The sequence below is a fragment of the Ciceribacter sp. L1K22 genome (genome assembly GCF_017599385.1).
Lineage (GTDB): Bacteria > Pseudomonadota > Alphaproteobacteria > Rhizobiales > Rhizobiaceae > Allorhizobium.
In genome coordinates this window covers 904,290-925,121 of record NZ_JAGFPK010000001.1, presented here as the reverse complement: position 1 = coordinate 925,121, position 20,832 = coordinate 904,290, and the positions used below count along the sequence as shown (strand labels likewise).

General features: G+C 60.9%; 19 protein-coding genes. 11 read left to right on the top strand and 8 right to left on the bottom strand.

The features are described 5' to 3' along the window. Positions 1-7 precede the first annotated feature (7 nt). Positions 8-904: a LysR family transcriptional regulator gene (locus J5J09_RS04490; RefSeq protein ID WP_208548488.1), complete on the top strand. Its 897-nt coding sequence runs from the start codon at positions 8-10 to the stop codon at positions 902-904. Here the strand turns inward: J5J09_RS04490 and J5J09_RS04485 are convergent. Continuing rightward, a complete protein-coding gene (locus tag J5J09_RS04485) occupies positions 889-1,695 on the bottom strand; it encodes a helix-turn-helix transcriptional regulator (RefSeq protein WP_208548487.1) in 807 nt (268 codons plus the stop codon). The two genes, J5J09_RS04490 and J5J09_RS04485, sit on opposite strands and share 16 nt — an antisense overlap. A gap of 126 nt (positions 1,696-1,821) precedes the next feature. Here J5J09_RS04485 and J5J09_RS04480 point away from each other — a divergent pair, with 126 nt between their 5' ends. Then, a complete protein-coding gene (locus tag J5J09_RS04480; RefSeq protein ID WP_208553068.1) occupies positions 1,822-3,033 on the top strand; it encodes an MFS transporter in 1,212 nt (403 codons plus the stop codon). 12 nt (positions 3,034-3,045) lie between these two features. Here J5J09_RS04480 and J5J09_RS04475 read toward each other — a convergent pair whose 3' ends face one another. Beyond that, positions 3,046-4,311 (bottom strand): DUF3422 family protein, encoded by a 1,266-nt coding sequence (locus J5J09_RS04475; protein ID WP_208548486.1) that lies wholly within the window; start codon positions 4,309-4,311, stop codon positions 3,046-3,048. Between the two features lie 161 nt (positions 4,312-4,472). Between J5J09_RS04475 and J5J09_RS04470 the strand changes: the two genes are divergently transcribed. The 8 genes from J5J09_RS04470 to J5J09_RS04435 all read left to right on the top strand — a co-directional run bounded on the left by J5J09_RS04470 (position 4,473) and on the right by J5J09_RS04435 (position 13,198). After that, a complete protein-coding gene (locus J5J09_RS04470) occupies positions 4,473-5,261 on the top strand; it encodes a FadR/GntR family transcriptional regulator (RefSeq protein WP_348646417.1) in 789 nt (262 codons plus the stop codon). A 187-nt stretch (positions 5,262-5,448) separates the two neighbouring features. Beyond that, entirely contained in the window at positions 5,449-6,789 is a 1,341-nt protein-coding gene (locus tag J5J09_RS04465; protein WP_208548484.1) for a glycosyltransferase family 1 protein, read from the top strand. Beyond that, positions 6,789-7,526, top strand: coding sequence for an HAD-IIB family hydrolase (locus tag J5J09_RS04460; RefSeq protein ID WP_348646416.1), 738 nt, complete (start codon positions 6,789-6,791; stop codon positions 7,524-7,526). The genes J5J09_RS04465 and J5J09_RS04460 overlap by 1 nt, the downstream gene beginning before the upstream one ends. A 171-nt stretch (positions 7,527-7,697) precedes the next feature. After that, positions 7,698-8,204, top strand: coding sequence for an NUDIX hydrolase (locus tag J5J09_RS04455; RefSeq protein ID WP_208548483.1), 507 nt, complete (start codon positions 7,698-7,700; stop codon positions 8,202-8,204). Between the two features lie 172 nt (positions 8,205-8,376). Next, the gene (locus tag J5J09_RS04450) at positions 8,377-9,882 is read left to right on the top strand and encodes an inorganic phosphate transporter (protein WP_208548482.1); all 1,506 of its coding nucleotides are present in this window, start codon (positions 8,377-8,379) and stop codon (positions 9,880-9,882) included. Between the two features lie 16 nt (positions 9,883-9,898). Beyond that, a complete protein-coding gene (locus J5J09_RS04445) occupies positions 9,899-10,636 on the top strand; it encodes a 16S rRNA (uracil(1498)-N(3))-methyltransferase (RefSeq protein ID WP_208548481.1) in 738 nt (245 codons plus the stop codon). Between the two features lie 153 nt (positions 10,637-10,789). Then, positions 10,790-12,163 (top strand): glutamate--cysteine ligase, encoded by a 1,374-nt coding sequence (locus J5J09_RS04440; RefSeq protein ID WP_208548480.1) that lies wholly within the window; start codon positions 10,790-10,792, stop codon positions 12,161-12,163. 138 nt (positions 12,164-12,301) lie between these two features. After that, complete coding sequence (locus J5J09_RS04435; RefSeq protein ID WP_208548479.1) at positions 12,302-13,198, top strand: DUF937 domain-containing protein; 897 nt, start codon at positions 12,302-12,304, stop codon at positions 13,196-13,198. Positions 13,199-13,278: 80 nt separating this feature from the next. On the opposite strand, the gene J5J09_RS04430 is transcribed toward J5J09_RS04435, so the two are convergent. Together J5J09_RS04430 and J5J09_RS04425 are read right to left on the bottom strand one after the other, a co-directional pair. Beyond that, positions 13,279-15,750 carry a methyl-accepting chemotaxis protein gene (locus tag J5J09_RS04430; protein ID WP_208548478.1) on the bottom strand — a complete coding sequence of 824 codons (2,472 nt, stop codon included), beginning with the start codon at positions 15,748-15,750 and terminating at the stop codon, positions 13,279-13,281. Between the two features lie 214 nt (positions 15,751-15,964). Continuing rightward, positions 15,965-16,255: a DUF1127 domain-containing protein gene (locus J5J09_RS04425; RefSeq protein ID WP_208548477.1), complete on the bottom strand. Its 291-nt coding sequence runs from the start codon at positions 16,253-16,255 to the stop codon at positions 15,965-15,967. A gap of 197 nt (positions 16,256-16,452) precedes the next feature. On the opposite strand from J5J09_RS04425, the gene J5J09_RS04420 reads away from it, so the two are divergent. Next, positions 16,453-17,409: a LysR substrate-binding domain-containing protein gene (locus J5J09_RS04420; protein WP_208548476.1), complete on the top strand. Its 957-nt coding sequence runs from the start codon at positions 16,453-16,455 to the stop codon at positions 17,407-17,409. Between the two features lie 9 nt (positions 17,410-17,418). Here the strand turns inward: J5J09_RS04420 and J5J09_RS04415 are convergent, their stop codons facing one another. From J5J09_RS04415 to J5J09_RS04400, 4 genes are all read right to left on the bottom strand, one after another. After that, entirely contained in the window at positions 17,419-18,054 is a 636-nt protein-coding gene (locus J5J09_RS04415) for a TetR family transcriptional regulator (protein WP_208548475.1), read from the bottom strand. A 151-nt stretch (positions 18,055-18,205) separates the two neighbouring features. Then, entirely contained in the window at positions 18,206-19,234 is a 1,029-nt protein-coding gene (gene adhP / locus J5J09_RS04410; protein WP_208548474.1) for an alcohol dehydrogenase AdhP, read from the bottom strand. Positions 19,235-19,405: 171 nt separating this feature from the next. Continuing rightward, on the bottom strand, positions 19,406-20,281 hold the full coding sequence (locus tag J5J09_RS04405; protein ID WP_208548473.1) for a dienelactone hydrolase family protein: 876 nt from the start codon (positions 20,279-20,281) through the stop codon (positions 19,406-19,408). Between the two features lie 99 nt (positions 20,282-20,380). Further along, entirely contained in the window at positions 20,381-20,797 is a 417-nt protein-coding gene (locus tag J5J09_RS04400; RefSeq protein ID WP_208548472.1) for an MAPEG family protein, read from the bottom strand. Between the last annotated feature and the right edge of the window lie 35 nt (positions 20,798-20,832).

Genomic DNA, 20,832 nt, shown 5'->3' with positions numbered 1-20,832 from the left:
ATAGCTCATGACCAATCTCGGCGATCTGGAAGTCTTTGCCCGTGTGATCTCGACAGGAAGCATGTCGACTGCGGCACGCGCGCTGAACTTGTCGCCCGCGGTCGTCTCCAAACGCATCAAGCGACTTGAGGATCGGCTGGGCACTCGCCTGCTGCAGCGAACGACGCGGCAGATTTCCCTTACCGAAGCTGGACAGGGCTTTCATGAACGCGTGCTGGCGGTGCTGGCAGGTCTGGAAGAGGCGGAAGCCTTCGCCGCCGGTCGTTCCTCGGAGGTGCGCGGTACACTGAAAATCTCCGCGCCCACCTCGTTCGGGCGCATGCATATCGCGCCGCATCTGATCCGCTTCATGGAGACCCATCCAGAGCTCGCTATCAACCTCGTGCTTTCGGACGACTTCACCGACATCGTCGGCGGCGGTTTCGACCTTGCGATCCGGATCGCCGAACTCACCGACTCCAGCCTTGTCGCCCGGCGTCTGGCGCCCGTCAGACGCGTTCTATGCGCCGCGCCCGGATACATCGAACGATATGGTGTTCCGAAGGCGATCGAGGATTTGAAACACCATCGGTGCCTGCCGGCCCACAACCAGGATTCATGGCGCCTCAAGGGACCGGAGGGCACGATCAACATTCGCCCCGAGGGCATGCTGGTCACCAATTCCAGCGAAGTGATACGGGAGGCCGTGATGTCCGGCCTCGGGATTGCATTGCGCTCGACATGGGATGTCGGCCCCGAGCTGAGGGCCGGCAGGCTGGTTCAGGTCCTCCCGGACTATGAAGGTTCATCGAATGTCCAGCTCTCCGCCGTCTATCCGAGCCGGCAATTTCTGCCGGCAAAAGTGCGTCTCTTCATCGACTTCCTCGCCGACCTTTATGGCCCTACCCCCTACTGGGAACGCTGAGACCGATTTCCGCCGCGGGCTGTCAGGTACGCGCGCGGCGAGGCGCCGAGCACCCGCTTGAACATGGTGATGAAGGCCCCAATGCTGTCGTAACCCATATCGAGCGCAACACCGGTAACAGGTTCGCCGGCAGCCAGACGCGGCAAAGCGGAAAAGACCGACGCCTGTTGCCGCCATGTGGAGAGACTGAGTCCCGTCTGTCGCCGGAACGCACGGGTGAAGGATCGCCGACTCATCGAGAGTTCAGCCGCCCAATGCTCGATCGATACATCGGGCGAGGGTGACGCCATGAAACGGCGGCAAAGGGCGGCGAAGCGCGGATCGGCAGGAAAGGGCAAACCGAGCGGCACCTGCGGCAGCGTTGGAATGACGTGCAACAGCAGCGGTGTTACCAGTTCGAGCCGTCCCGGAACGTCATCCTCCGGCGCGGGCTCGACGGCGGCGACGATCAGCTCATGCGCGAGGTCGGTCACGTTCATGACCCGGAAGGCGTCCGGCAGGCCGGGCACGATATCGGCGGCGAGGTAAAGCGACAGCATCTTCACATCCACCAGCATCTCCACCGCATGCTCCACATGGGGCGGAATCCACAGCGCATGCTCGGGCGGGATCATCCACCGTCCCTCCCTCGTCGAGACGATCACCACGCCTTCGCTGGCATAGAGCAGTTGAGCGCGATTGTGGTTGTGCGCAGGCACCTGGTGACCAGCGGCGTAGCGGCGCGCCATCGACTTCACCGGAAGATTGGCACCGTCGATTTCCCTCAGGCTGTGCAGAAACTCGAAATCCATCTGCGCGCTCCCGGCTTGGCCCACTTGCAAAACAACTGGACCAAATCACGAAAGCCGCCGAACGACAACCAACCTATGACATGACGAAAAACAAATCGAGGAAACATCTCCGTGAGCAATACGACGATGAGCGTGGGTGCCCCTGGGGCAGAAGACACTGTCTTCCGTATCATTATGGCGATCAGCATCTGCCATATGCTCAATGACACGATGCAATCTCTGATCCCGGCGCTATATCCGATGATCAAGGAAAGCTACGCGCTCGACTTCACCCAGATCGGCCTGCTGGGGTTCGTGTTTCAGGTGACGGCCTCGCTCCTGCAGCCGCTGGTCGGCATGTACACCGACAAGCGTCCTCTTCCCTATTCGCTGGCCGCCGGCATGGCCTCGACGCTCACTGGCCTCGTGCTGCTTGCCTATGCGCACAGCTACTGGATGCTGCTTCTGGGCGCCGGCGTCGTCGGTCTGGGCTCCTCAATCTTCCATCCCGAGGCCTCCCGCGTCGCACGGCTTGCCTCGGGCGGGCGTCATGGACTGGCTCAGGCACTGTTCCAGGTGGGCGGCAATTTCGGCACGGCCATAGGCCCGCTGCTCGCGGCCTTCATCGTCCTGCCCCGCGGCCAGGAGAGCGTCGCATGGTTCGCCGTCATCGCGCTTGTCGGCATGACGATCCTCTGGCGCGTCGGGCGCTGGTATGCGGATCATCGCAGGACCAACGCCAAACGCCCCGTCGCCATCCCGCAGATTCTTATGTCGCGAAACCGCGTGCTGTTCTCGATCGCCGTTTTGGCCGTGCTTGTGTTTTCCAAGCACCTCTACATGACGAGCCTGTCGAGCTACTACACGTTCTATGTGATCGAGCGCTTCGGCGTTTCGGTGCAGCAGGCACAGATTTTGCTGTTCGTCTTCCTTGGCGCGGTGGCGGTCGGAACGATTGCGGGCGGCCCGATGTCGGACTGGTTCGGCACGAAGTTCGTCATCTGGTTCTCGATCCTGGGCGCCCTGCCCTTCACGCTCGCACTGCCCTATGCGGGCTACACGCTGACCATCGTGCTCACGGTCGTGATCGGTTTCGTGCTCGCCTCCGCCTTCTCGGCGATCGTGGTGTTTGCCCAGGAACTGGTGCCAGGACGCGTCGGCATGATCGCCGGGCTGTTCTTCGGCCTTGCCTTCGGCGTCGGCGGTATCGGCGCGGCCGTGCTCGGCGTGATCGCCGACAGCCAGGGCATCGAATTCGTCTACACGATCTGCTCCTACCTGCCGCTGCTCGGCTTGCTGACGATCTTTCTGCCAGCAATCGGCAAGGGTAAACGACACGCTCTCAAGGCAACGGCCTGATAGACGACCGGATCAGACGTCGTGATGCCGCCTGATCCGGCGGACAACCCACCAGACACCCAGAATTGCGATCGGCACCGAAAGTCCCGTCAGCATCGCCGGATCGACCGGCAGTATCTCGTGCGGGATCGCCTTGAAGAGGTAACCCAAGAGGCCCACGACGTAATAGGAGATGGCCGCGACGGAGAGTCCCTCGACGGTCTGCTGCAGGCGCAACTGCATCTCCGCCCGCCGGTTCATCGCGGCCAGTAGGTCGCCGTTCTGGCGCTCCATCTCCACGTCGATCCAGCTGCGGACGAGCCCCGTCGCGCGGGCAAGCTTGCGGGAGAGGTTCGCCTGGCGCTCTTCCACGGACTGACAGGTGCGCATGGCGGGCGCCAGGCGCCGCTCCAGAAACGAGCCCAATGTTTCGTAACCGGGCACGGGGCTTTCATCGAGGGCGCGCACCCGTTCGCGGACGATGCCATCATAGGCCCGCGAGGCGCCGAAACGGTATAGGCTGAGCGCGGCATTGGCCTCGAGTTCGGCAGCAAGCCGAGTGATCTCCGACAAGATGGCGTCGGATTCTTCCCGGGCGTTCGCCTTCATCCGCTGCGTCACCGCAGTCAGCCCGTCCTCGATCCGTCGCATCTCGGGCGAGAGCGTCTGTGCGAGCGGCAGCCCGAGCATCGCGAGCGTGCGATAGGTCTCGATGTCGAGCAGCCTCTGCACCACCGCCCCCCGCCCCGCATCGGTCAGGCCGTGATCGATGAGCAAAATTTGCGTCAAACCGTTACCGTCCTGACAGAAGTCCGTGAGAACCGCCGCCTGCCCCTTCTTCAGATCGCTGTAGCAGAGACTTGCCGGATCGAAGCAGGCAATCGCGGCCTCTGCCTCGGGACCATCCGGACGAATCTCGAGGCGTATGCCAGACATCAGGGAGCCAGGAGGCGAGAAACCGTCGCCAAACGGATGGACCGCCACCTCGCCGCCGAATTTTTCCGGAAGAGGTCCGTCCCAGAAGAAGGTTGAAAACTCTGTATGCCGCTCCCACCGGAGCGTGCCCTGACCCCAGGCCATCGCGTGATGCCTGGCATTCTTGTCGGGCGGAGAGACGCCGCGGGCGCGCGCGAGTTCCGATATGACGGAGTGGTGCACAGCCGAGCCGCCGTCCATCATAAAGGCAAGTTGAAAAATGACGCGGCTCGTTTTGACCAGCGCGTATGGACGCGCGTGTATCTCCCCCAGAACAAGAGCCCGCTCCGGTGCAACCGGAAACGCAAATCCACCACCTGCCACGCGATCCCTCCAGCGGTTGCCCGTCTCCTTCATCCTTAACAAATATCAGGGGCCTGCGGCAGTCTACTCTTTTGCCGCATTTCGCACTGATGCCGTCAAAGTGGATCAATTATTTGACCATACCTCCGCGCACCGGTAGACATCCTCTGAGGAGGCCGCCCGTGGACGACAACAAGCTGTTTTCCGGTATCAGTCATGGTCGCACCGCGGACGAGGTGGTGCGACAGATCGAGGGCCTGATCCTTGACGGCGTGCTGCGCGACGGCGACCGGTTGCCGGGGGAACGTGACCTCGCCGCAGAACTTGACGTCTCGCGTCCGATCCTGAGGGAGGCGCTGAAGCAGCTCGAAGGTCGCGGACTTCTCGTCAGCCATCATGGAGGCGGCACGTTTGTCGCTGACATCATCGGACAGGTTTTCTCCCGACCGCTGACCGAACTGATCTCCCGCCACCCGCGCGCCAGCCGGGACTATCTGGAATACCGTCGGGAGCTCGAGGGTCTGACCGCCGAACTGGCCGCCGTCCGCGCAACAGACACCGACAAGGCGCTGCTTTCCCGTATCCTGAACGACATGAGGAAGGCTCATGCCGAAGGACGGGCGGAGGATGAACTCAAAGCCGATGTGGAGTTTCACAACGCAATCGGCGAAGCAGCACACAACATCATCCTGCTACACACGATGCGCGCCTGCTACCGGCTCCTCAGCGAAGGCATATTCTTCAATCGCCAGGCCGTGTTCCGCTACGGCAATTCGGGCGCTGCCCTGCTCGCTCAGCATCTGGACATTCACAATGCGATCATGGCAAGCGACGCGGCCGCCGCCAAGGGCGCTGCCCAGGCGCATATCGACTTCGTCAGGCAGGCTGTCGATGATGCCGAACGTGCGGACGAACGCGGGCGTGTCTCGCGGCTGAGGCTTCTGCAACGACAGGGACCAACTACTCCCTGACGCAGCACCTCAACCGATGCTGATCCGCTCCAAACTCTGCTGATCGCCACACATTGGGATGTTTGGCCAGCCTCTGGAGTATTTACCGGCACAAGGGTGGAAAAAAATTCTCTTTCAAGGAACAAATAGGAGCCCATAACGTTTTTATCTTGCTTCAGCAGCAAGACATTTCTAACATTGGATCACCATGCACACACACAACGACACGTCCGAAGTGCCGCGTATTGCGCTGGTTTCAACCCACGGCTATGTGGCTGCCCACCCACCTCTGGGCGCGGCGGATACAGGAGGCCAGGTCGTCTACGTGCTTGAGCTCGCCAAGAAACTGGCGCAGCTCGGCCACAAGGTGGACATCTACACGCGTCGCTTCGAAGACCAGCCGGAAATAGACGAGGTTGACGAACTTGTCAGGGTCGTGCGCATACCGTGCGGTGGAAAAGACTTTATTCCCAAGGAATATCTGCACCGATACCTCACTGAATGGGGTGAGAAGGCGTTGCGCTTCATAAAGCGCGAACAACTCACCTACCAGTTCGTGAATAGCCACTACTGGGACGGTGGCGTGGCAGGTCAGCGACTGTCGGAAGCGTTGGGAATTCCGCACATCCACACACCACACTCTCTCGGTCTTTGGAAAAAGCGCCAGATGGAGACGGACTATCCCGAGCGTGCGGACAAGTTCGAGGAAGAGTTTAATTTCAAGGAACGTATCCAGCACGAGCTGATCATCTACCGAAGCTGCCAGCTGGTCGTGGCGACGACGCCCATCCAGCTCGACATGCTTCAGGAAGACTACGGTCTTTCGAAGAGCCGCGTGCACATGATCCCGCCCGGCTATGACGACAATCGCTTCTATCCGGTTTCGAACGCTTCTCGACAGATGATCCGCAACCGCCTTGGGTTCGAAGGCAAGGTGGTCCTGGCACTTGGTCGACTTGCGACCAACAAGGGCTACGACCTTCTGATCGACGGATTTTCGGTGATGGCGGAACGCGTGCCGGACGCGCGCCTGCATCTTGCGCTCGGCGGGGAGAACCTGGACGAGCAGGAGCAGAAGATCCTGGACGAGTTGCATGAACGTGTAAAAACACTCGGCATTGAGGATCGTGTGGATTTCTCGGGCTTCATCGCGGACGAAGATCTTCCCGACTATTACCGGGCCGCCGATATGTTCGTGCTGTCGAGCCGCTACGAGCCGTTCGGCATGACAGCCATCGAGGCCATGGCCAGCGGAACGCCAACCGTCATTACCGTACATGGCGGTCTCTTCCGTGCTGTCAGCTACGGCCGACATGCCCTTTTCGCCGATCCTTTCGACAAGGAGGATCTTGGCATTACGATGATGAAGCCTTTCAAGCACGCACGGCTTTACGGTCGACTGTCACGCATGGGTGCTCACAAGGCCCGAAGCCTGTTTACCTGGACCGGGATCGCGCAGCAGATGATCTCGCTGGTCGAGGGCCGTCCGGCAGCGCAGGCCATGTTGGACGAGGGCGATTGGGCTGAACCGTGGAACGACGGCGACTGATGGCGATCCGGTTGTTTTCATCGGATATCGATGGGACGCTTGCGGGAAACCGCGACGCGTCCCGTCGCTTTGCCGATTTCTGGAACACTCTCGATGCGTCCACCCGCCCCCTGCTCGTGTACAATAGCGGCCGGCTGGTCGACGACATACTGGAATTCACGGCCGGCGAAGGCCTACCAAAAGCCGATATCGTGATCGGCGGCGTCGGAACGATGCTTCACGCGGGCGAAGACCCGGATCTGTCAGATATCTATTCGGCGACACTGCGCGAAAACTACGACAGCGAACGGGTCGCCGCTGTGCTTCAGCGCCTGCCCGGCCTTGAGCGACAACCTGACCGGTATCAGCACGCATTGAAGTCCAGCTGGTATTTTCACGATGCGACAGAAGAAAGCCTCGACGAACTGGAAGCGCGCCTGCGGGCGGAGGGTTTGTCTGTGAAGGTGGTCTACTCCAGCGACCGCGACCTCGACATCCTTCCTGCCACCGCCGATAAGGGTATGGCACTCCGCTGGATATGCGGGCGACTGGACATTGCCCTGGACGAAGTCGTCGTCGCCGGCGACACGGGCAATGACGCAGCCATGTTCGAGCTTCCCAATGTCCGGGGTATCATTCCGCGGAATGGTCGGGACGAACTCAGGCGTATCGTCGGGAACGAACCCCGCTTCTACCACGCCACCAAAGACGAGGCGGACGGTATCGTGGAAGGCCTCAGCCGCTGGCTCGACCAATAATGGTCACTTTTCCGTTGGTGCGCAAAGAAAACGCGGCTTGACGGTTCCAGACCAGTAGCAAACGATACCAGCGATAGTCATATCAACTATCGATTCTGCTTGATGGGCTGCGCACACCATTGTCGCGCAAGCCCCGTACATTATCTTTTCCTGTAGGAGGATTTGCCAACCTTGACCCTGATAACCCGCATCGCCCATGACGTTCAGCTGATGTTGCGCCGCCCACCGCGCCAGCAATATGCCGCGATCTGCTATCGCAAGCGCAAGAAGCAACAGGACATCGAAGTGCTGCTGGTCACGAGCCGCGATACCGGACGTTGGGTCATTCCGAAAGGCTGGCCGATGCAGGGTAAGAAATCCCACGCCGTCGCCGAACGGGAGGCTTGGGAGGAAGCTGGCGTCAAAGGCAAGGCAGAGCGCGAGCCATTCGGCACATTCCGTTATCCGAAAGGCATGGATAGCGGCCTGAAGATCACCTGTCAGGTGCAGGTTCATCTGCTGGAAGTGAAGGACATGTCCAAGGACTTTCCCGAAAAAGCTTCCCGTCGGCTGGAATGGGTCAATTGCGAGGAGGCGGCCGCACGGGTGCAGGAACCCGAATTGAAGGTCCTTTTCCACAAGCTGCAGCAAATCGCAAAAAATGATGGCCTTGGCAGCGGGAAGCCCCTGAATTCCTGAGAATATCAGCCTGTCACAGAAATGTCATGTTGATCGCGACCGGGATTGCGGTTACGCAGTCTCCCCATTGATGGAGGTTTTCCATTCGGAAAGACGTCCAGATGTCACGAACTTGCGACAACGATAGCTCCCGAGCCGGATAACCGGCTCCCGGACGGGAAAGATACTGTCTATGGCAAAGGCCAAGCCGAAGCTCTACAAGCCCACGCTCGACAAGGATCTGGACAAGATCACCTATGTGGAAGAGGCGACGCAGCACGTTTCCCGCCGGTTTGCTCCGCTCGGTTTCTCGCTCATCTTCCTGATCGCCGCAACGCTTATCGCCGGCGTCACCGTCGTGGACAAACCCGGTGCCTTGCTCGTGGTGGCGGCCGCCGCCATCGGCGCTTATATGGCAATGAACATCGGCGCCAACGATGTGACCAACAATGTCGGCCCCGCGGTCGGCTCGCGCGCCATGACCATGACCACGGCATTGATCATCGCCGCCGTGTTCGAGACGGCGGGCGCGCTGATTGCCGGTGGCGACGTTGTTTCCACCATATCCAAAGGCATCATAGATCCCGCCTCTGTCAGCAATGCCGATGCCTTCACCTATGCCATGCTCGCCGCGTTGCTCTCCTCGGCCCTGTGGGTAAACCTTGCAACATGGATCGGCGCACCCGTCTCGACGACGCATGCGGTCGTCGGCGGCGTCATGGGTGCGGGCATCGCCGCCGCAGGCTTTTCCGCCGTCAACTGGATATCGATGGGTGGCATTGCGGCCAGCTGGGTGATTTCACCCCTGCTTGGCGGCATCGTCGCGGCTCTCTTTCTCGCCTTCATCAAGGAATTCATCATCTACCGGCACGACAAGATCGACTCGGCGCGTCGCTGGGTTCCTGTCCTGATCGCCGTGATGGCCGGCGCTTTCGCGGCCTACATCTCTCTGAAAGGGCTGAACAGGGTCTTGACGATCACGCTCCCGGTCGCGCTCCTGATCGGTCTTGTAATCGGCTTCGCCTCCTGGGTGCTCGCGGTGCCGCTCATCCGGCGGCAGTCCGAAGGACTTGAAAACCGGAACCAGTCACTGCGGCGGCTGTTCCAACTGCCACTGATCTTCTCGGCGGCGCTGCTATCCTTTGCCCACGGCGCAAATGATGTCGCGAACGCCATCGGGCCACTTTCGGCTATTGTCTATTCAGCCCAATCCCACGAGATCGCCTCGAATGTTCACATCCCTCTCTGGGTCATGGTGATCGGCGCAGCCGGCATCTCGCTCGGACTTCTGCTGTTCGGTCCGCGCCTGATAAGGCTGGTGGGCGAACAGATCACCAAGCTCAATCCGATGCGCGCTTTCTGTGTTGCGCTTTCGGCGGCGCTGACCGTCATCGTCGCCTCCGCCTTTGGCCTTCCGGTCAGTTCCACACACATAGCCGTGGGCGCGGTTTTCGGTGTCGGCTTCTTCCGCGAGTGGTACACGAGGAACTCGAAGCGACGCATGGAATACATGCGGATGAAGGCGGACCGCTGGGAGATCGAAGACCGGCGTCCACCAAACCCGGATGAGATGCGCCGCCGATACCTTGTCCGCCGTTCCCACTTCATGACGATTGTTGCGGCGTGGATCGTAACCGTTCCGGCATCGGCCGGCCTTGCCGCCGTGCTCTACTGGGTTATGTTCGCCGTCTTCGTCTAGGGACAACGGAACGACAATGCGTGCGAACTACAAGATGCAGCGGCTCTACATCGAAGCCGCTCTCTCGGCGGCAGCTTCGATCGAGGCGAGCCCGGAACAGTTCAACTATCTCGCCAACGTGCTGCGATACGAGGCAGGCACCGAACTGCTGCTTTTCAACGGACGCGACGGCGAATGGAAAGCGCGTGTCGAGTTTCCAAGCCGCAAGAAGATTGTCATGATGGCTGTGGAACAGACGCGACCCCAACCTTCGCCCTGTGATCTGATGTTTCTCTTCGCACCGCTCAAAGTCGGGCGGATGGACTACCTCGTGCAGAAGGCGGTCGAAATGGGCGCGGGCATTCTGCAACCCGTGATGACCCAGCACGTGCAGGGCAAGCTCGGCAGCATCGACCGTCTCCAGGCCAACGCCGTCGAAGCCGCGGAACAGTGCGGGGTGCTGGCAATTCCGAAGGTAAAGGCGCCGCAGAAGCTCAAGGACCTGCTCGACGCCTGGCCGACGGATCGGCGCATCATTTTCTGCGACGAGGATAGCAGCACGCAAAACCCTCTCCCGGCGCTTTCGGCGATCCGTGAACGCAGACTCGCGCTTCTCGTCGGACCGGAAGGCGGGTTTTCAGATGAGGAACGGCAGCTTTTGCGAAGCCGCGATTTCGTCACCGCGATCCCGCTCGGTCCGCGGATACTGCGCGCAGACACGGCGGCGGTCGCGGCAATGGCCGTTATCCAGGCGACTGTCGGGGACTGGGCCTGACTCCCCTATAGCTTCGACAACAGGGCGAGCCGCCGTTTACAGCCTTTGACAAGCCGTTGAAAGAAATTCACTTGCGAACCGGCTCAATCCGGTCCAATCAGCCAGAGATACGCCGTGACCCCCGCGGGCCGGCACTGCCACAAGGTATTCCACATGGCCCGTGACACCACCGACCAGACGCCCATCCAGTCCGTCGGAGAACTCGCCGACTATCTCGCCGGGGGCTGCAAACCCGAAAGCGCGTTTCGCATCGGAACAGAGCATGAAAAGTTCGCCTTCTTCAAGACGGACCACTCTCCCGTTCCGTATTTCGGCGAGGCCAGCATCTCGGCGCTGTTGACCGGCATGCAAAAGACGCTTGGCTGGGAACCCATCATGGACGGCGGGAACATTATCGGCCTCGCCGGCGGCAGCGGTCAGGGCGCCATCTCGATCGAGCCGGGCGGTCAGTTCGAATTGTCCGGCGCCGCCGTCGAGACGCTGCACGAGACGTGCAAGGAATCCAACCAGCATCTCGCCATGCTGCGGGAGATCGCCGAGCCGATGGGCATCCGGTTCCTGGGCATCGGCGGCAGCCCGAAGTGGTCGCTGGCCGAAACGCCCCGGATGCCCAAATCTCGCTACGAAATCATGACGCGCTACATGCCGAAGGTCGGCAGCCACGGTCTCGACATGATGTACCGCACCTGCACGATTCAGGTGAATCTCGACTTTTCCTCGGAAGCCGACATGCGCAAGAAGATGCGCGTCGGCATGAAACTGCAGCCGATCGCGACGGCGCTCTTCGCGTCCTCGCCGTTCACCGAGGGCAGGCCGAACGGTTACAGATCCTGGCGCGGCGAAATCTGGCGCGACACCGACAATGCGCGCGCCGGCGTGCCGGCTTTCACGCTCAATGACGATTTTGGGTTCGCCGACTACGTCGAATGGGCGCTCGATGTGCCGATGTATTTCGTCGTCCGCGACGGGCGCTATCACGACTGTACCCACATCACTTTCCGCCAGTTCATGAACGGCGCGCTAAAGGGTGAGATCAAGGATTGGGAACCGACTCTCGGCGACTGGACCAACCACCTGTCGACACTGTTCCCCGACGTACGCCTCAAGCGCTTCCTCGAAATGCGCGGAGCGGATGGTGGACCCTGGCGGCGTATCTGTGCCCTGTCAGCCTTCTGGGTCGGTCTGCTCTATGATCAGGATGCACTGGACGCCGCTGATGCGCTGACCGCATCCTGGTCGCATGCCGACGTGATCGCACTTCGAAACGCAGTACCGACCGGCGGTCTCGACGCGCCGCTCGCAGCTGGCACGGCTTACGACGTCGCGCGGGAGACCGTTTCGATTTCGCGCGGGGGACTGAAGCGCCGCGGACGGCTCAATGGCGAGGGCCAGGACGAGAGTGTCTTCCTCGGGTCGCTGGACGAAATACTCGCCAAGCGCGCCACGCTCGCGGACGATCTCCTGTCGCTCTACAAGGGCCGCTGGAACGGCTCGGTCGAACCCGTCTTCGACGAGTACCAGTACTGACGTCGACCGCTTGTCGTCCGCAACCTGCCGATTTCACTGTGACTTTGCGCCACCGGCGGTAAAAAGCCGGTTTGCGGACGCACGTTTCCGGATATAGTGACGTATAGATGCTTCGCTCCATCCGAAAGAGGATCGCCGATGTTGCCGCTGTTCGACATGATGCTACAGGCTCAAAACGGCGCGGCCATGGAGGCGACTGCTAAGCAGTTCGGCTTGGCGCAGGAACAGGTGCTGAAGGCGATGGCAGCGTTGACGCCGGCCTTCTCATCGGGACTGAAGCGAAGTGCGACCAACCCTTACGATTTCTCCGCCCTGCTCGCCTCCATGAGCTCGGCAAACTACGCCAAGTATTTCGAGGATATGACGAAGGCGTTCACGCCGCAGGGCGTGGCCGACGGCAACACGGTGCTCCAGCATCTGTTCGGCTCGAAAGAGGTTTCGCGGGCGATAGCAGCCCAGGCGGCACAGATGACGGGCATTGGCCAGGAGATCCTGAAGCAAATGATGCCGGCAATGGCAGATACCCTGATGGGCGGGCTGTTCAAGCAGGCCACAGGGCAATTGCCCGCGTCCAATCCTTTCGCCAACACGCCGATGGGCGCGATGATGGAGCAATGGCTGGAAAGCGCGGGTTTTGCGCCAAAGAAACCCGAACCGGCGGCCAATCCCTTCGATAACCCGTTCACCCAGGCATTCCAGCAGATGATGGGAATGGCGCCGACCGCGCAATCGAAGGCGGCGGCAAACCCGTTCATGGACAATCCGTTTGCCAAGGCATTTCAGGAGATGATGGGCTCGGCATCCGGTCAGGCCGCGAGCCCGACTCCTGAGGCAAAGCCGTCTGCGAACGGCGGTGCCACGGCGTTCCAGGACATGGTCAACTCGATGTTCGACAGCGGGCTTGAAGTGCAGAAGAGCTACCAAAAAAGCATGGAGCAGATCTTCGACAGCTATTTGTCGGCCTCGACGTCCGCCCAGTCCACGACTTCGGAAGAGACGGACGGGCCGGAGCCAAAGAACTCCAAGCCGGCATGATCCGCATAACAATCTGAAACGAAGAAGGCCGCCTCGTCATCACGCAGCGGCCTTTTTGTATCGGTCTTCACGAGGCCGGATCAGAATTCCTGCCAGTCCGCATCGCCGGCGGGCTTTTCGTTTTGTGCGGGCTTGCCACCGCCCAAACCCGCCGACAGCTTGTTAAGAAGCGAGCGGGCGGGCGAGGCTACCGGTCGCGCCTTGTCCGTGGCGGGGGCAACGCGCGGCGCAGCGCGGAACGCCGGGGCGGCAATGTTGGCGGGCGCCGGGGACGCGGCACTTTCGAAGCGGGTATTCGATGGACGCGACAAACCTGCCGTATCGCTGCCATCCACGGTGAACTGATCGATCAGCGCCGCCAACCCCTCGGCATCGCTCGCGAGGTGGCGCATGTCGGCATTCGTCTGCATCGCGGCCTGAGCATTCTTCTGGGTGGAGTCCTCCATCCGCACGACCGCGCCGCTGATCTCCTTCAGACCGGCGGACTGCTGCCGTGCCGCACCGGCGATCGAATGGATATGATCGTTGATTTCCACGACCTGTCCGGCGATCGTCGATAGCACAGACCCGGTCTCCTTCACGAGACCCACGCCGTTTGCCACCTCTTCGCCCGACTTTGTGATCAGCGCCTTGATATCCTTGGCGGCATTCGCGGAACGCTGGGCGAGCTCCCGCACCTCTTGGGCGACGACAGCAAAACCCTTGCCCGCCTCGCCGGCACGGGCGGCTTCGACACCGGCGTTGAGTGCCAGCAGGTTTGTCTGGAAGGCGATCTCATCGATGACGTTGATAATCTTCGAGATTTCCGACGAGGCATTCTCGATACGCTCCATGGCGCTGACCGCATCGCCAACGATATTGCCGGAGCGGTCCGAATTGCCGCGTGCGTCGGCGGCCAGCTTAGAGGCGATTTCCGCGCGCTCCGACGAATGACGAATGGCTTCCATGATCTGTCGGATTGCCGAGGAGGTCTCGACCAGGGCGGCGGCCTGCTGCTCGGTGCGGCGCGACAGATCATCGGTGAGGCTGCCGACCTTGCCGCTCTTGCCGTTGATTTCGGTGACGTTGGCTCTTACGGAGGCAACCGTTTGCGACAGTCGCTCGAGAGAGGCGTTGAAGTCGACCCGCAGACGATCGAGATTGGAGCCGAACGGCCGGTCGATCCGGGCCGTCAGGTCACCATTGGCGAGGCGTTGCAGCGCGTTTCCGAGAATCTCAATTGCTTCGCTGAGCTGCGCCTGCTCCGCGGCCTTTTCGGCTTCGCGGGCGCGGCGGTCAGCGTCGGTTGCGTTCCGGCGCTCGTCAGCCTCGCGCTCGAGCATCTGCTTGTCGAGGGCAGCCTGGCGGAAGACGGCAACGGAGCGAACCATGTCGCCGATTTCATCAGCACGCTCCTGCCCATCAAGCCGGATGTCCGTGTTGCCCCGTGCAAGTTCCGCCATCCCATCGACAAGTCTGGAGATCGGCGCCGTCAGGCGACGCGCATAGACAAGGGCAACGATGGAGCCGAGAACGATGAGAACGACACCAATGGCAATCGAGGCCATCGCGGATGTGTAAAGCTTTGCCGCGACCTCACGGGAATCGACCAGTGCGACAACCGCCCAGCGGCTGCCGGCAAATTCGAGTGGCGAGGATGCCGCGTAGCTGGTCATGTCGCGGTAGCCGGGAAGTTCGCCGAACGACTCTTGCCCGCTGAGCGCGGCAGTGACGAGCGGAGCATCCACCTTCACGGCAAGGGAATCGTTTCCGGGCGTATGAACGCTGTCGTTGATGACCTCGCCGCGCGTGCTGACCAGGATGGTTTCGCCGCTTGTCCCAAGACCCTTGCTGTTTGCGTACAGCCGGTTGAAGCGGTCGTTCGGCAACTGATAGGCGAGGACACCGATCGGCCGACCGTTCTGGAGAATGGGAGAGGCCACGAACGACGCGGCGGCGCCGGCTGACGGCTCATAGGATTCGAACTCAGACATGGAAACGGTGCCGTCCTTGGACTGGATGGCGGTCTGAAATACCTTGGCCAGACCGCTTTCCTTGTAGGGTCCGGAGAGCAGGTTCGTTCCAAAATCCCTCTCTTTCATCACCGTGTAGACGATGACGCCTGCGGGATTGATGAGGAAGACGTCGTAATATCCCTGCGCCTGAAGATGCTTGAGGAAGCCTGGGTGATATTGCTTGTGAGCGCGGTCGTAGGCGTCCTTCTTCGCCGTATCGAGCTTGTATTTCTCGCCTTCCGGGTTCGGATTGCCGTCAATGTATCGCGCATGCAACTCCTTGGCCGGATCGTCACCGAGGAAATTCATGCCGCCGCTAAAGCCGAACAGCGCCTGCTGGGTGGTAAAGCTCGAAGACAGCGACGAAATGTCGAGGCGGACACCTTCCAGATAGCCACGCGCCTCGTTCCGGCGGCCGTCGGCCGTGGCTTCCAGTTTCTCATAGACCTGCTGCTGCAGCTGCCCGTATTCGAGATAGAGGCTCGCGACGGTAGATGCTCCGATGGAGACAAGGGCAAACATTGCCGCCGCAAAGGGAAGCTTGTTGGAAAGGCGCATGAGTAAGGCTCCGGCTCAGAAGGCGCACGAGTATGAATGGTTGAAACCAGCATCACGTGACGCGGTTAGAAATCCGTTACCACAGCGGCTTTTCCACAGCCGAAATCGGATCAATTTGTCCTAAATTGAAAGAAAAAAGCCCGATGAAAGGCGGCTTTCATCGGGCAAGGAGCAGGGTGCATTGGCACAACCCTGCGGGGATGGGTGCGGTGGATCAAACTGGAGGCAAGGCCCGCATCGCATGCGCCCGCGCCACGAGTGACAGGCGCCGCGTCGGGTCTTCGGAAAGAGGCGACGTACGAAGTACTCTTTCCACGTCCGAACGGGTGAGACCGATGTCGTTCAGCAGCGCGTCATCGAGGTCTGCGAGACGTGTGGCGGCATGGCGATTGACGAGCGCCCTGAACACATCGGCAAGGAGGGACCACAGACGATTGACGCCCAAGCCGCGCTGCGCAACCGGCCGTTCAATATCCAGTTCGAGTAGCCGTCCTGTCATGGTCATGGCGTTGGTCCTTCCTCGTCCAGGCACAAATAGGCGCTCTCTCCCACGTGGTGGGAAAGTTCACTGGCTGCCGGTGCCGGCCAATCCGGCATCTGCCCCTGCGCTCTCTGTGACGGTGGTGAGAATGAAGTATACCTATTGATCAGTCCAACGAATGTTTCTAATAGTTATCATCAGCCCTTCTGATGGGAGAAACCATGTCAGCGCCGCTCGATATCGACCAATTGCAGACCTTCATAGCGATCGTGGATACAGGCAGCTTCACGAAAGCGGCCGGTCGCGTTTTCAAGACACAGTCGGCCGTCTCCATGCAGATGCGGCGCCTGGAGGAGCGGATCGGCAAGCAGTTGTTCGTCAAGGACGGCCGAGGAAACCGCCTGTCTGCCGAGGGAGAGAAGCTTCTCAACTATGCGCGTCGCATCATAAGGCTGAACTCAGAGGCGCTGGCCGCTTTCGACGACAATCGACTGGAAGGGACGCTGCGGATCGGAACGCCCGACGATTACGCCGACCGATACATGCCGGAGATCATCGGGCGATTTGCGAAGACTCATCCGAATGTGGAGCTCTACATCGTCTGCGAGCCCTCGGTAGACCTCTCTGAAAAGATGTCCCGCGGCGAGCTAGATATCGCGCTTGTAACGCACAATCCGAGGCTGCGCCAATCCGACGTCGTACGGACCGAACCGCTCTGCTGGGTTGCCTCCGCCAACCACCCGCTTCGCGACGACGCCCCAGTGCCCCTGGCTGTCGGCCGCCGCGATTGCAACTGGCGCCAGCTTGCCTGCTCAGCCCTGGATGCGGATGGTCGCGATTATCAGGTGCTGTTCACGAGTTGGTCGTCGACCGTCGTCGCCGCCGCCGTCCTTGCCGGGATGGCGGTGTCGGTCCTGCCAGAATCGGCCCTTCGAACCGGCATGAAGGTGCTGACGCAATCGGATGGTTTCCCGCCGTTGCCACCGGTACAGATCGGCCTGATGAAACGACCCGGGCTTTCCAGCTCGTTGATGAATGCGATCACCGACCACATCACGGCCTGCCTCGACAACATCACCCCGGCCCAGGCGGTGGACGACGAGCTCGAAGGGGATATCAAGGGTCTGCCGCGCTACTATCCGCGCCTTCGCGCCGGACACATGATCCCCGGCTGGTAAGACAACGCGTCAGGCGGAAAACAGCGTTTTGCGAACGGATGCCTTGAACTCGTCCAGGATGCGGCGCGCCGTTGCGTCGTCCTCGATCATGGCCCGCCGGACTGCCGCTCCGGAAAGATAGACGAACAGCATCACGCGCGTTTCCAGATCGATCGCACTGCCCTGGGGCAGAAGCGGTCTGAACGCATCGCAGAGAATCTGCGTCAGGCGCTGCTGATGATTGACATTCAAGGTCTGCAGGTCCCGGTCTGACATCGAGGACAACCAGACCGGCAGGTAAATGGGATCGCCTCGAAAAGAGTCATAGGCCGCATCGATAGCCCAGGAAAGCTGTTCCTCCGCCGCAGCGAGAGTGGTGATCTGCGAGAAAACGCGCCGCGTTCCGTCCTCAACCCGAGACGTGTAGAGATCGTGAAGGGCACGAATGACAGCTGCGCGCTCCGGAAAGAACTGATAGAGGGACCCGATCGGGATACCGGCGGCGGCGGCGATCTCGGTCATTTTCAACCCTTCGACGCCTTTTTCGGCGACGAGCTCGCGGGCTGCGGCGAGGATGGCCTCTAGCCGCTGGATGCTTCGCTCCTGCTGCGGTTTTTTCCTGAGCTGCAAACGCCCCCCGGCCTTGCCGCTCTTTCCCCCGCTCATCGCACTCCCCCACCGGAAAAGGCCCGATCGTGGACCTGTTGGCACGTTATAAGGCAGGCGAATTCACACTTTTTGAACGATTCTACTCCGGTTTTCTTAAAATGCGAGCGGAAGCAGCTCTACTGGCTTCCGCTTGCATTGCATCGCTTTGTCAGGCCGCGAGATCCAGCACGACACGGCCGTCGATCTTGCCCTCTTCCATCCGGTGGAAGATGTCGTTGATGTTCTCGATCTTGTCCCAGGAGAAGTGAGACTTGACCTTCCCTTCACCGGCAAAGACCAGAGACTCCTCAAGATCCTGCCTTGTTCCGACGATCGAACCGCGCACCGTGATGCGCTTCAGCACCGTCTCAAAAACCGGCAGGGAGATGAAGCCGGGCGGCAGGCCGACCAGTGACATCGTACCCTTGGACCGCAGAAACCCGTAGGCCTGCTCCATCGCCTTTGGTGATACGGCGGTGACGAGCGCTCCATGAACGCCGCCGGTCGCCTTCTGCACTTGGTCGATTGCATCCGCGGCCTTGCCGTTGATGCACAGATCAGCCCCAAGATCCCTGGCGAGTTTCAGTTTGTCATCGAAGATATCGGCGGCAACGACATGCATGCCCATCGCCTTGGCATACTGGACGGCCATATGGCCGAGACCGCCGATGCCGGAAATGACCACCCATTCGCCCGGCCTGACCTCGGTTTCCTTCAGGCCCTTGTACACCGTGACGCCGGCGCAAAGCACCGGGGCAGCAGGACCGAACTCGAGATTATCAGGCAGCCGACCGACAAAATCGGGATCGGCCAGGCCATATTGCGCGAAGGTGCCATTGACGGAATAGCCGGTATTCTGCTGGCTGCCGCAGAGCGTTTCCCAGCCGGTGCGGCATGGAGAGCAGCAGCCGCAGGCCGTATGCAGCCAAGGAACGCCGACCCGGTCGCCTTCCTTGATGCGCGACACCCCGGCACCCAGTTTCGCGACATAACCAACGCCCTCGTGTCCGGGGATGAACGGAGGATTTGGCTTCACCGGCCAGTCGCCGTTGGCGGCGTGCAGGTCGGTATGGCAGACGCCTGTTGCTTCGTATTTCACCAGAATCTGGCCGGGGCCCGGCTCCGGTATCGGCATTTCCTCGATCACCAGAGGTTTTCCGAATTCCCTGACGACTGCGGCTTTCATTGTCGATGCCATGTCTAGACTCCTTGACTGTCACGCTATCGCTGTTCCGCATCCTTCTCGATGCGGGCGTGACAGGAAGGTAGTGGGGCGAGACGCGCGGTCGCTTGATCAATATCAATGGCGCCGAAGTTTCATGAAACGGTCACGAAAGGGCGAGGCGGACGCCTCGCCCCTCACCGCCGCTCAAGCCAGGTGTTTCTTCAGAAATTCCACGGTCCGGCTCCAGGCCAGGTCGGCAGCCGCCTTGTCGTAGCGTGCGGCCGACGTGTCATTGTTGAAGGCGTGGTTTACGCCGTCATACATATGGAGTTCATACGTCTTGCCGTTCGCATCGAGCGCCGACTTGTAGGCCTCGATGCCAGCATTGATGCGATCGTCGAGACCGGCGTAATGCAGCATCAGCGGCGCCTTGATCTGCGGCACCTGATCGGCCGGCACCTGCGAGCCGTAGTAGGCGACTCCGGCTCCCAGTTCCGGAGAGGCCACCGCCATACGGTTCACCATGCCGCCGCCCCAGCAGAAGCCGATCGCGCCCACCTTGCCGTTGACCTTCTCGTGGGCAGCGAGGAAGGCACGCGTCGCCTCGCCGTTCGCCACCGCCGCCGGCATGTCGAGCGTGCCGAACATCTCGCGCGCCTGATCTTCATTTTCAGGCGTGCCGCCAAGCGGTGAGAGAAAATCGGATGCAAGCGCGACGAAGCCTTCCAGTGCCATGCGGCGCGCGACATCGCGGATATGGGGGTTTAGTCCGCGGTTCTCATGGATGACGATGACGGCGGGCAAGGTTGTGGCGGCATCCTTCGGTATCGCGAGATAGCCCTTCATCTCGCCGCCGGCGCCTGGATAGGTGATGTCCTCTGCAGCGAGGCGCGCGTCTGCCTCGTCTACGATTGCGGCGTTGGCCTTGTTGGCGGCCAGCATCGGCATGATCGCCGCCGCGGCAGCGCCGGAGCCCGCAAGCTTCGTCAGCTTCTCCATGAAGCCGCGCCGATCGAGTGTCAGGTGCGTGTATTCGTCATAGGCATCGATCATCGCCTGGGTGATACCCGGAGTCGTCATGTGTCTTCCTCCTGTCGCCGTCCGGCTTCGATGCCGGCGAGAAGGAAGATAGGACAGGCGCCCCGCGCGCAAAGACACAAGCGCGTGAGATGTCAATGTTCAGGAGGTCGCCATCCAAAGCGCGAGCCAGCCCCACAAGCCGCCAAGCAGGATGAAACCGGCCATGAACAGGGGGAATCGCACCGACACCCGGTTGCTTGTGACGTGCACGGCCGCATGGGCATAACGCGACGCCACGAACGCCCAGGCTGCGACAACCGACGGCAGGTTGTCGGCTTCGGTTATGTAGAGCAGGATGCAGCATACATAAAACAGAACGGGCAGTTCGAACTGGTTCGCGATGCAGTTCTTGACGACAAGGCTTTGTGGGGGATCATTTGCGCTCCAGCGAATGCCGTCGTCGTCCATCCGCCCCTCGCGCACCATGCTGCGGCGGCGAATACGCAGCAGACCGTAGAGTGCGTAGACAAGCAGAACCTGCGCCAGGATCGGCCAGAATATCTCGAAACCAGTCATCCAAATGTCTTTCAGTATGCATTTGGAAGGAGGGC

Coding starts and splice junctions, on each gene's coding strand:
- J5J09_RS04490 (WP_208548488.1), top strand. CDS start 8: ATGACCAATCTCGGCGATCTGGAAGTCTTTGCCCGTGTGATCTCGACA.
- J5J09_RS04485 (WP_208548487.1), bottom strand. CDS start 1,695: ATGGATTTCGAGTTTCTGCACAGCCTGAGGGAAATCGACGGTGCCAAT.
- J5J09_RS04480 (WP_208553068.1), top strand. CDS start 1,822: ATGAGCGTGGGTGCCCCTGGGGCAGAAGACACTGTCTTCCGTATCATT.
- J5J09_RS04465 (WP_208548484.1), top strand. CDS start 5,449: ATGCACACACACAACGACACGTCCGAAGTGCCGCGTATTGCGCTGGTT.
- J5J09_RS04460 (WP_348646416.1), top strand. CDS start 6,789: ATGGCGATCCGGTTGTTTTCATCGGATATCGATGGGACGCTTGCGGGA.
- J5J09_RS04450 (WP_208548482.1), top strand. CDS start 8,377: ATGGCAAAGGCCAAGCCGAAGCTCTACAAGCCCACGCTCGACAAGGAT.
- J5J09_RS04445 (WP_208548481.1), top strand. CDS start 9,899: ATGCGTGCGAACTACAAGATGCAGCGGCTCTACATCGAAGCCGCTCTC.
- J5J09_RS04440 (WP_208548480.1), top strand. CDS start 10,790: ATGGCCCGTGACACCACCGACCAGACGCCCATCCAGTCCGTCGGAGAA.
- J5J09_RS04435 (WP_208548479.1), top strand. CDS start 12,302: ATGTTGCCGCTGTTCGACATGATGCTACAGGCTCAAAACGGCGCGGCC.
- J5J09_RS04430 (WP_208548478.1), bottom strand. CDS start 15,750: ATGCGCCTTTCCAACAAGCTTCCCTTTGCGGCGGCAATGTTTGCCCTT.
- J5J09_RS04425 (WP_208548477.1), bottom strand. CDS start 16,255: ATGACCATGACAGGACGGCTACTCGAACTGGATATTGAACGGCCGGTT.
- J5J09_RS04420 (WP_208548476.1), top strand. CDS start 16,453: ATGTCAGCGCCGCTCGATATCGACCAATTGCAGACCTTCATAGCGATC.
- J5J09_RS04415 (WP_208548475.1), bottom strand. CDS start 18,054: ATGAGCGGGGGAAAGAGCGGCAAGGCCGGGGGGCGTTTGCAGCTCAGG.
- adhP (WP_208548474.1), bottom strand. CDS start 19,234: ATGGCATCGACAATGAAAGCCGCAGTCGTCAGGGAATTCGGAAAACCT.
- J5J09_RS04405 (WP_208548473.1), bottom strand. CDS start 20,281: ATGACGACTCCGGGTATCACCCAGGCGATGATCGATGCCTATGACGAA.
- J5J09_RS04400 (WP_208548472.1), bottom strand. CDS start 20,797: ATGACTGGTTTCGAGATATTCTGGCCGATCCTGGCGCAGGTTCTGCTT.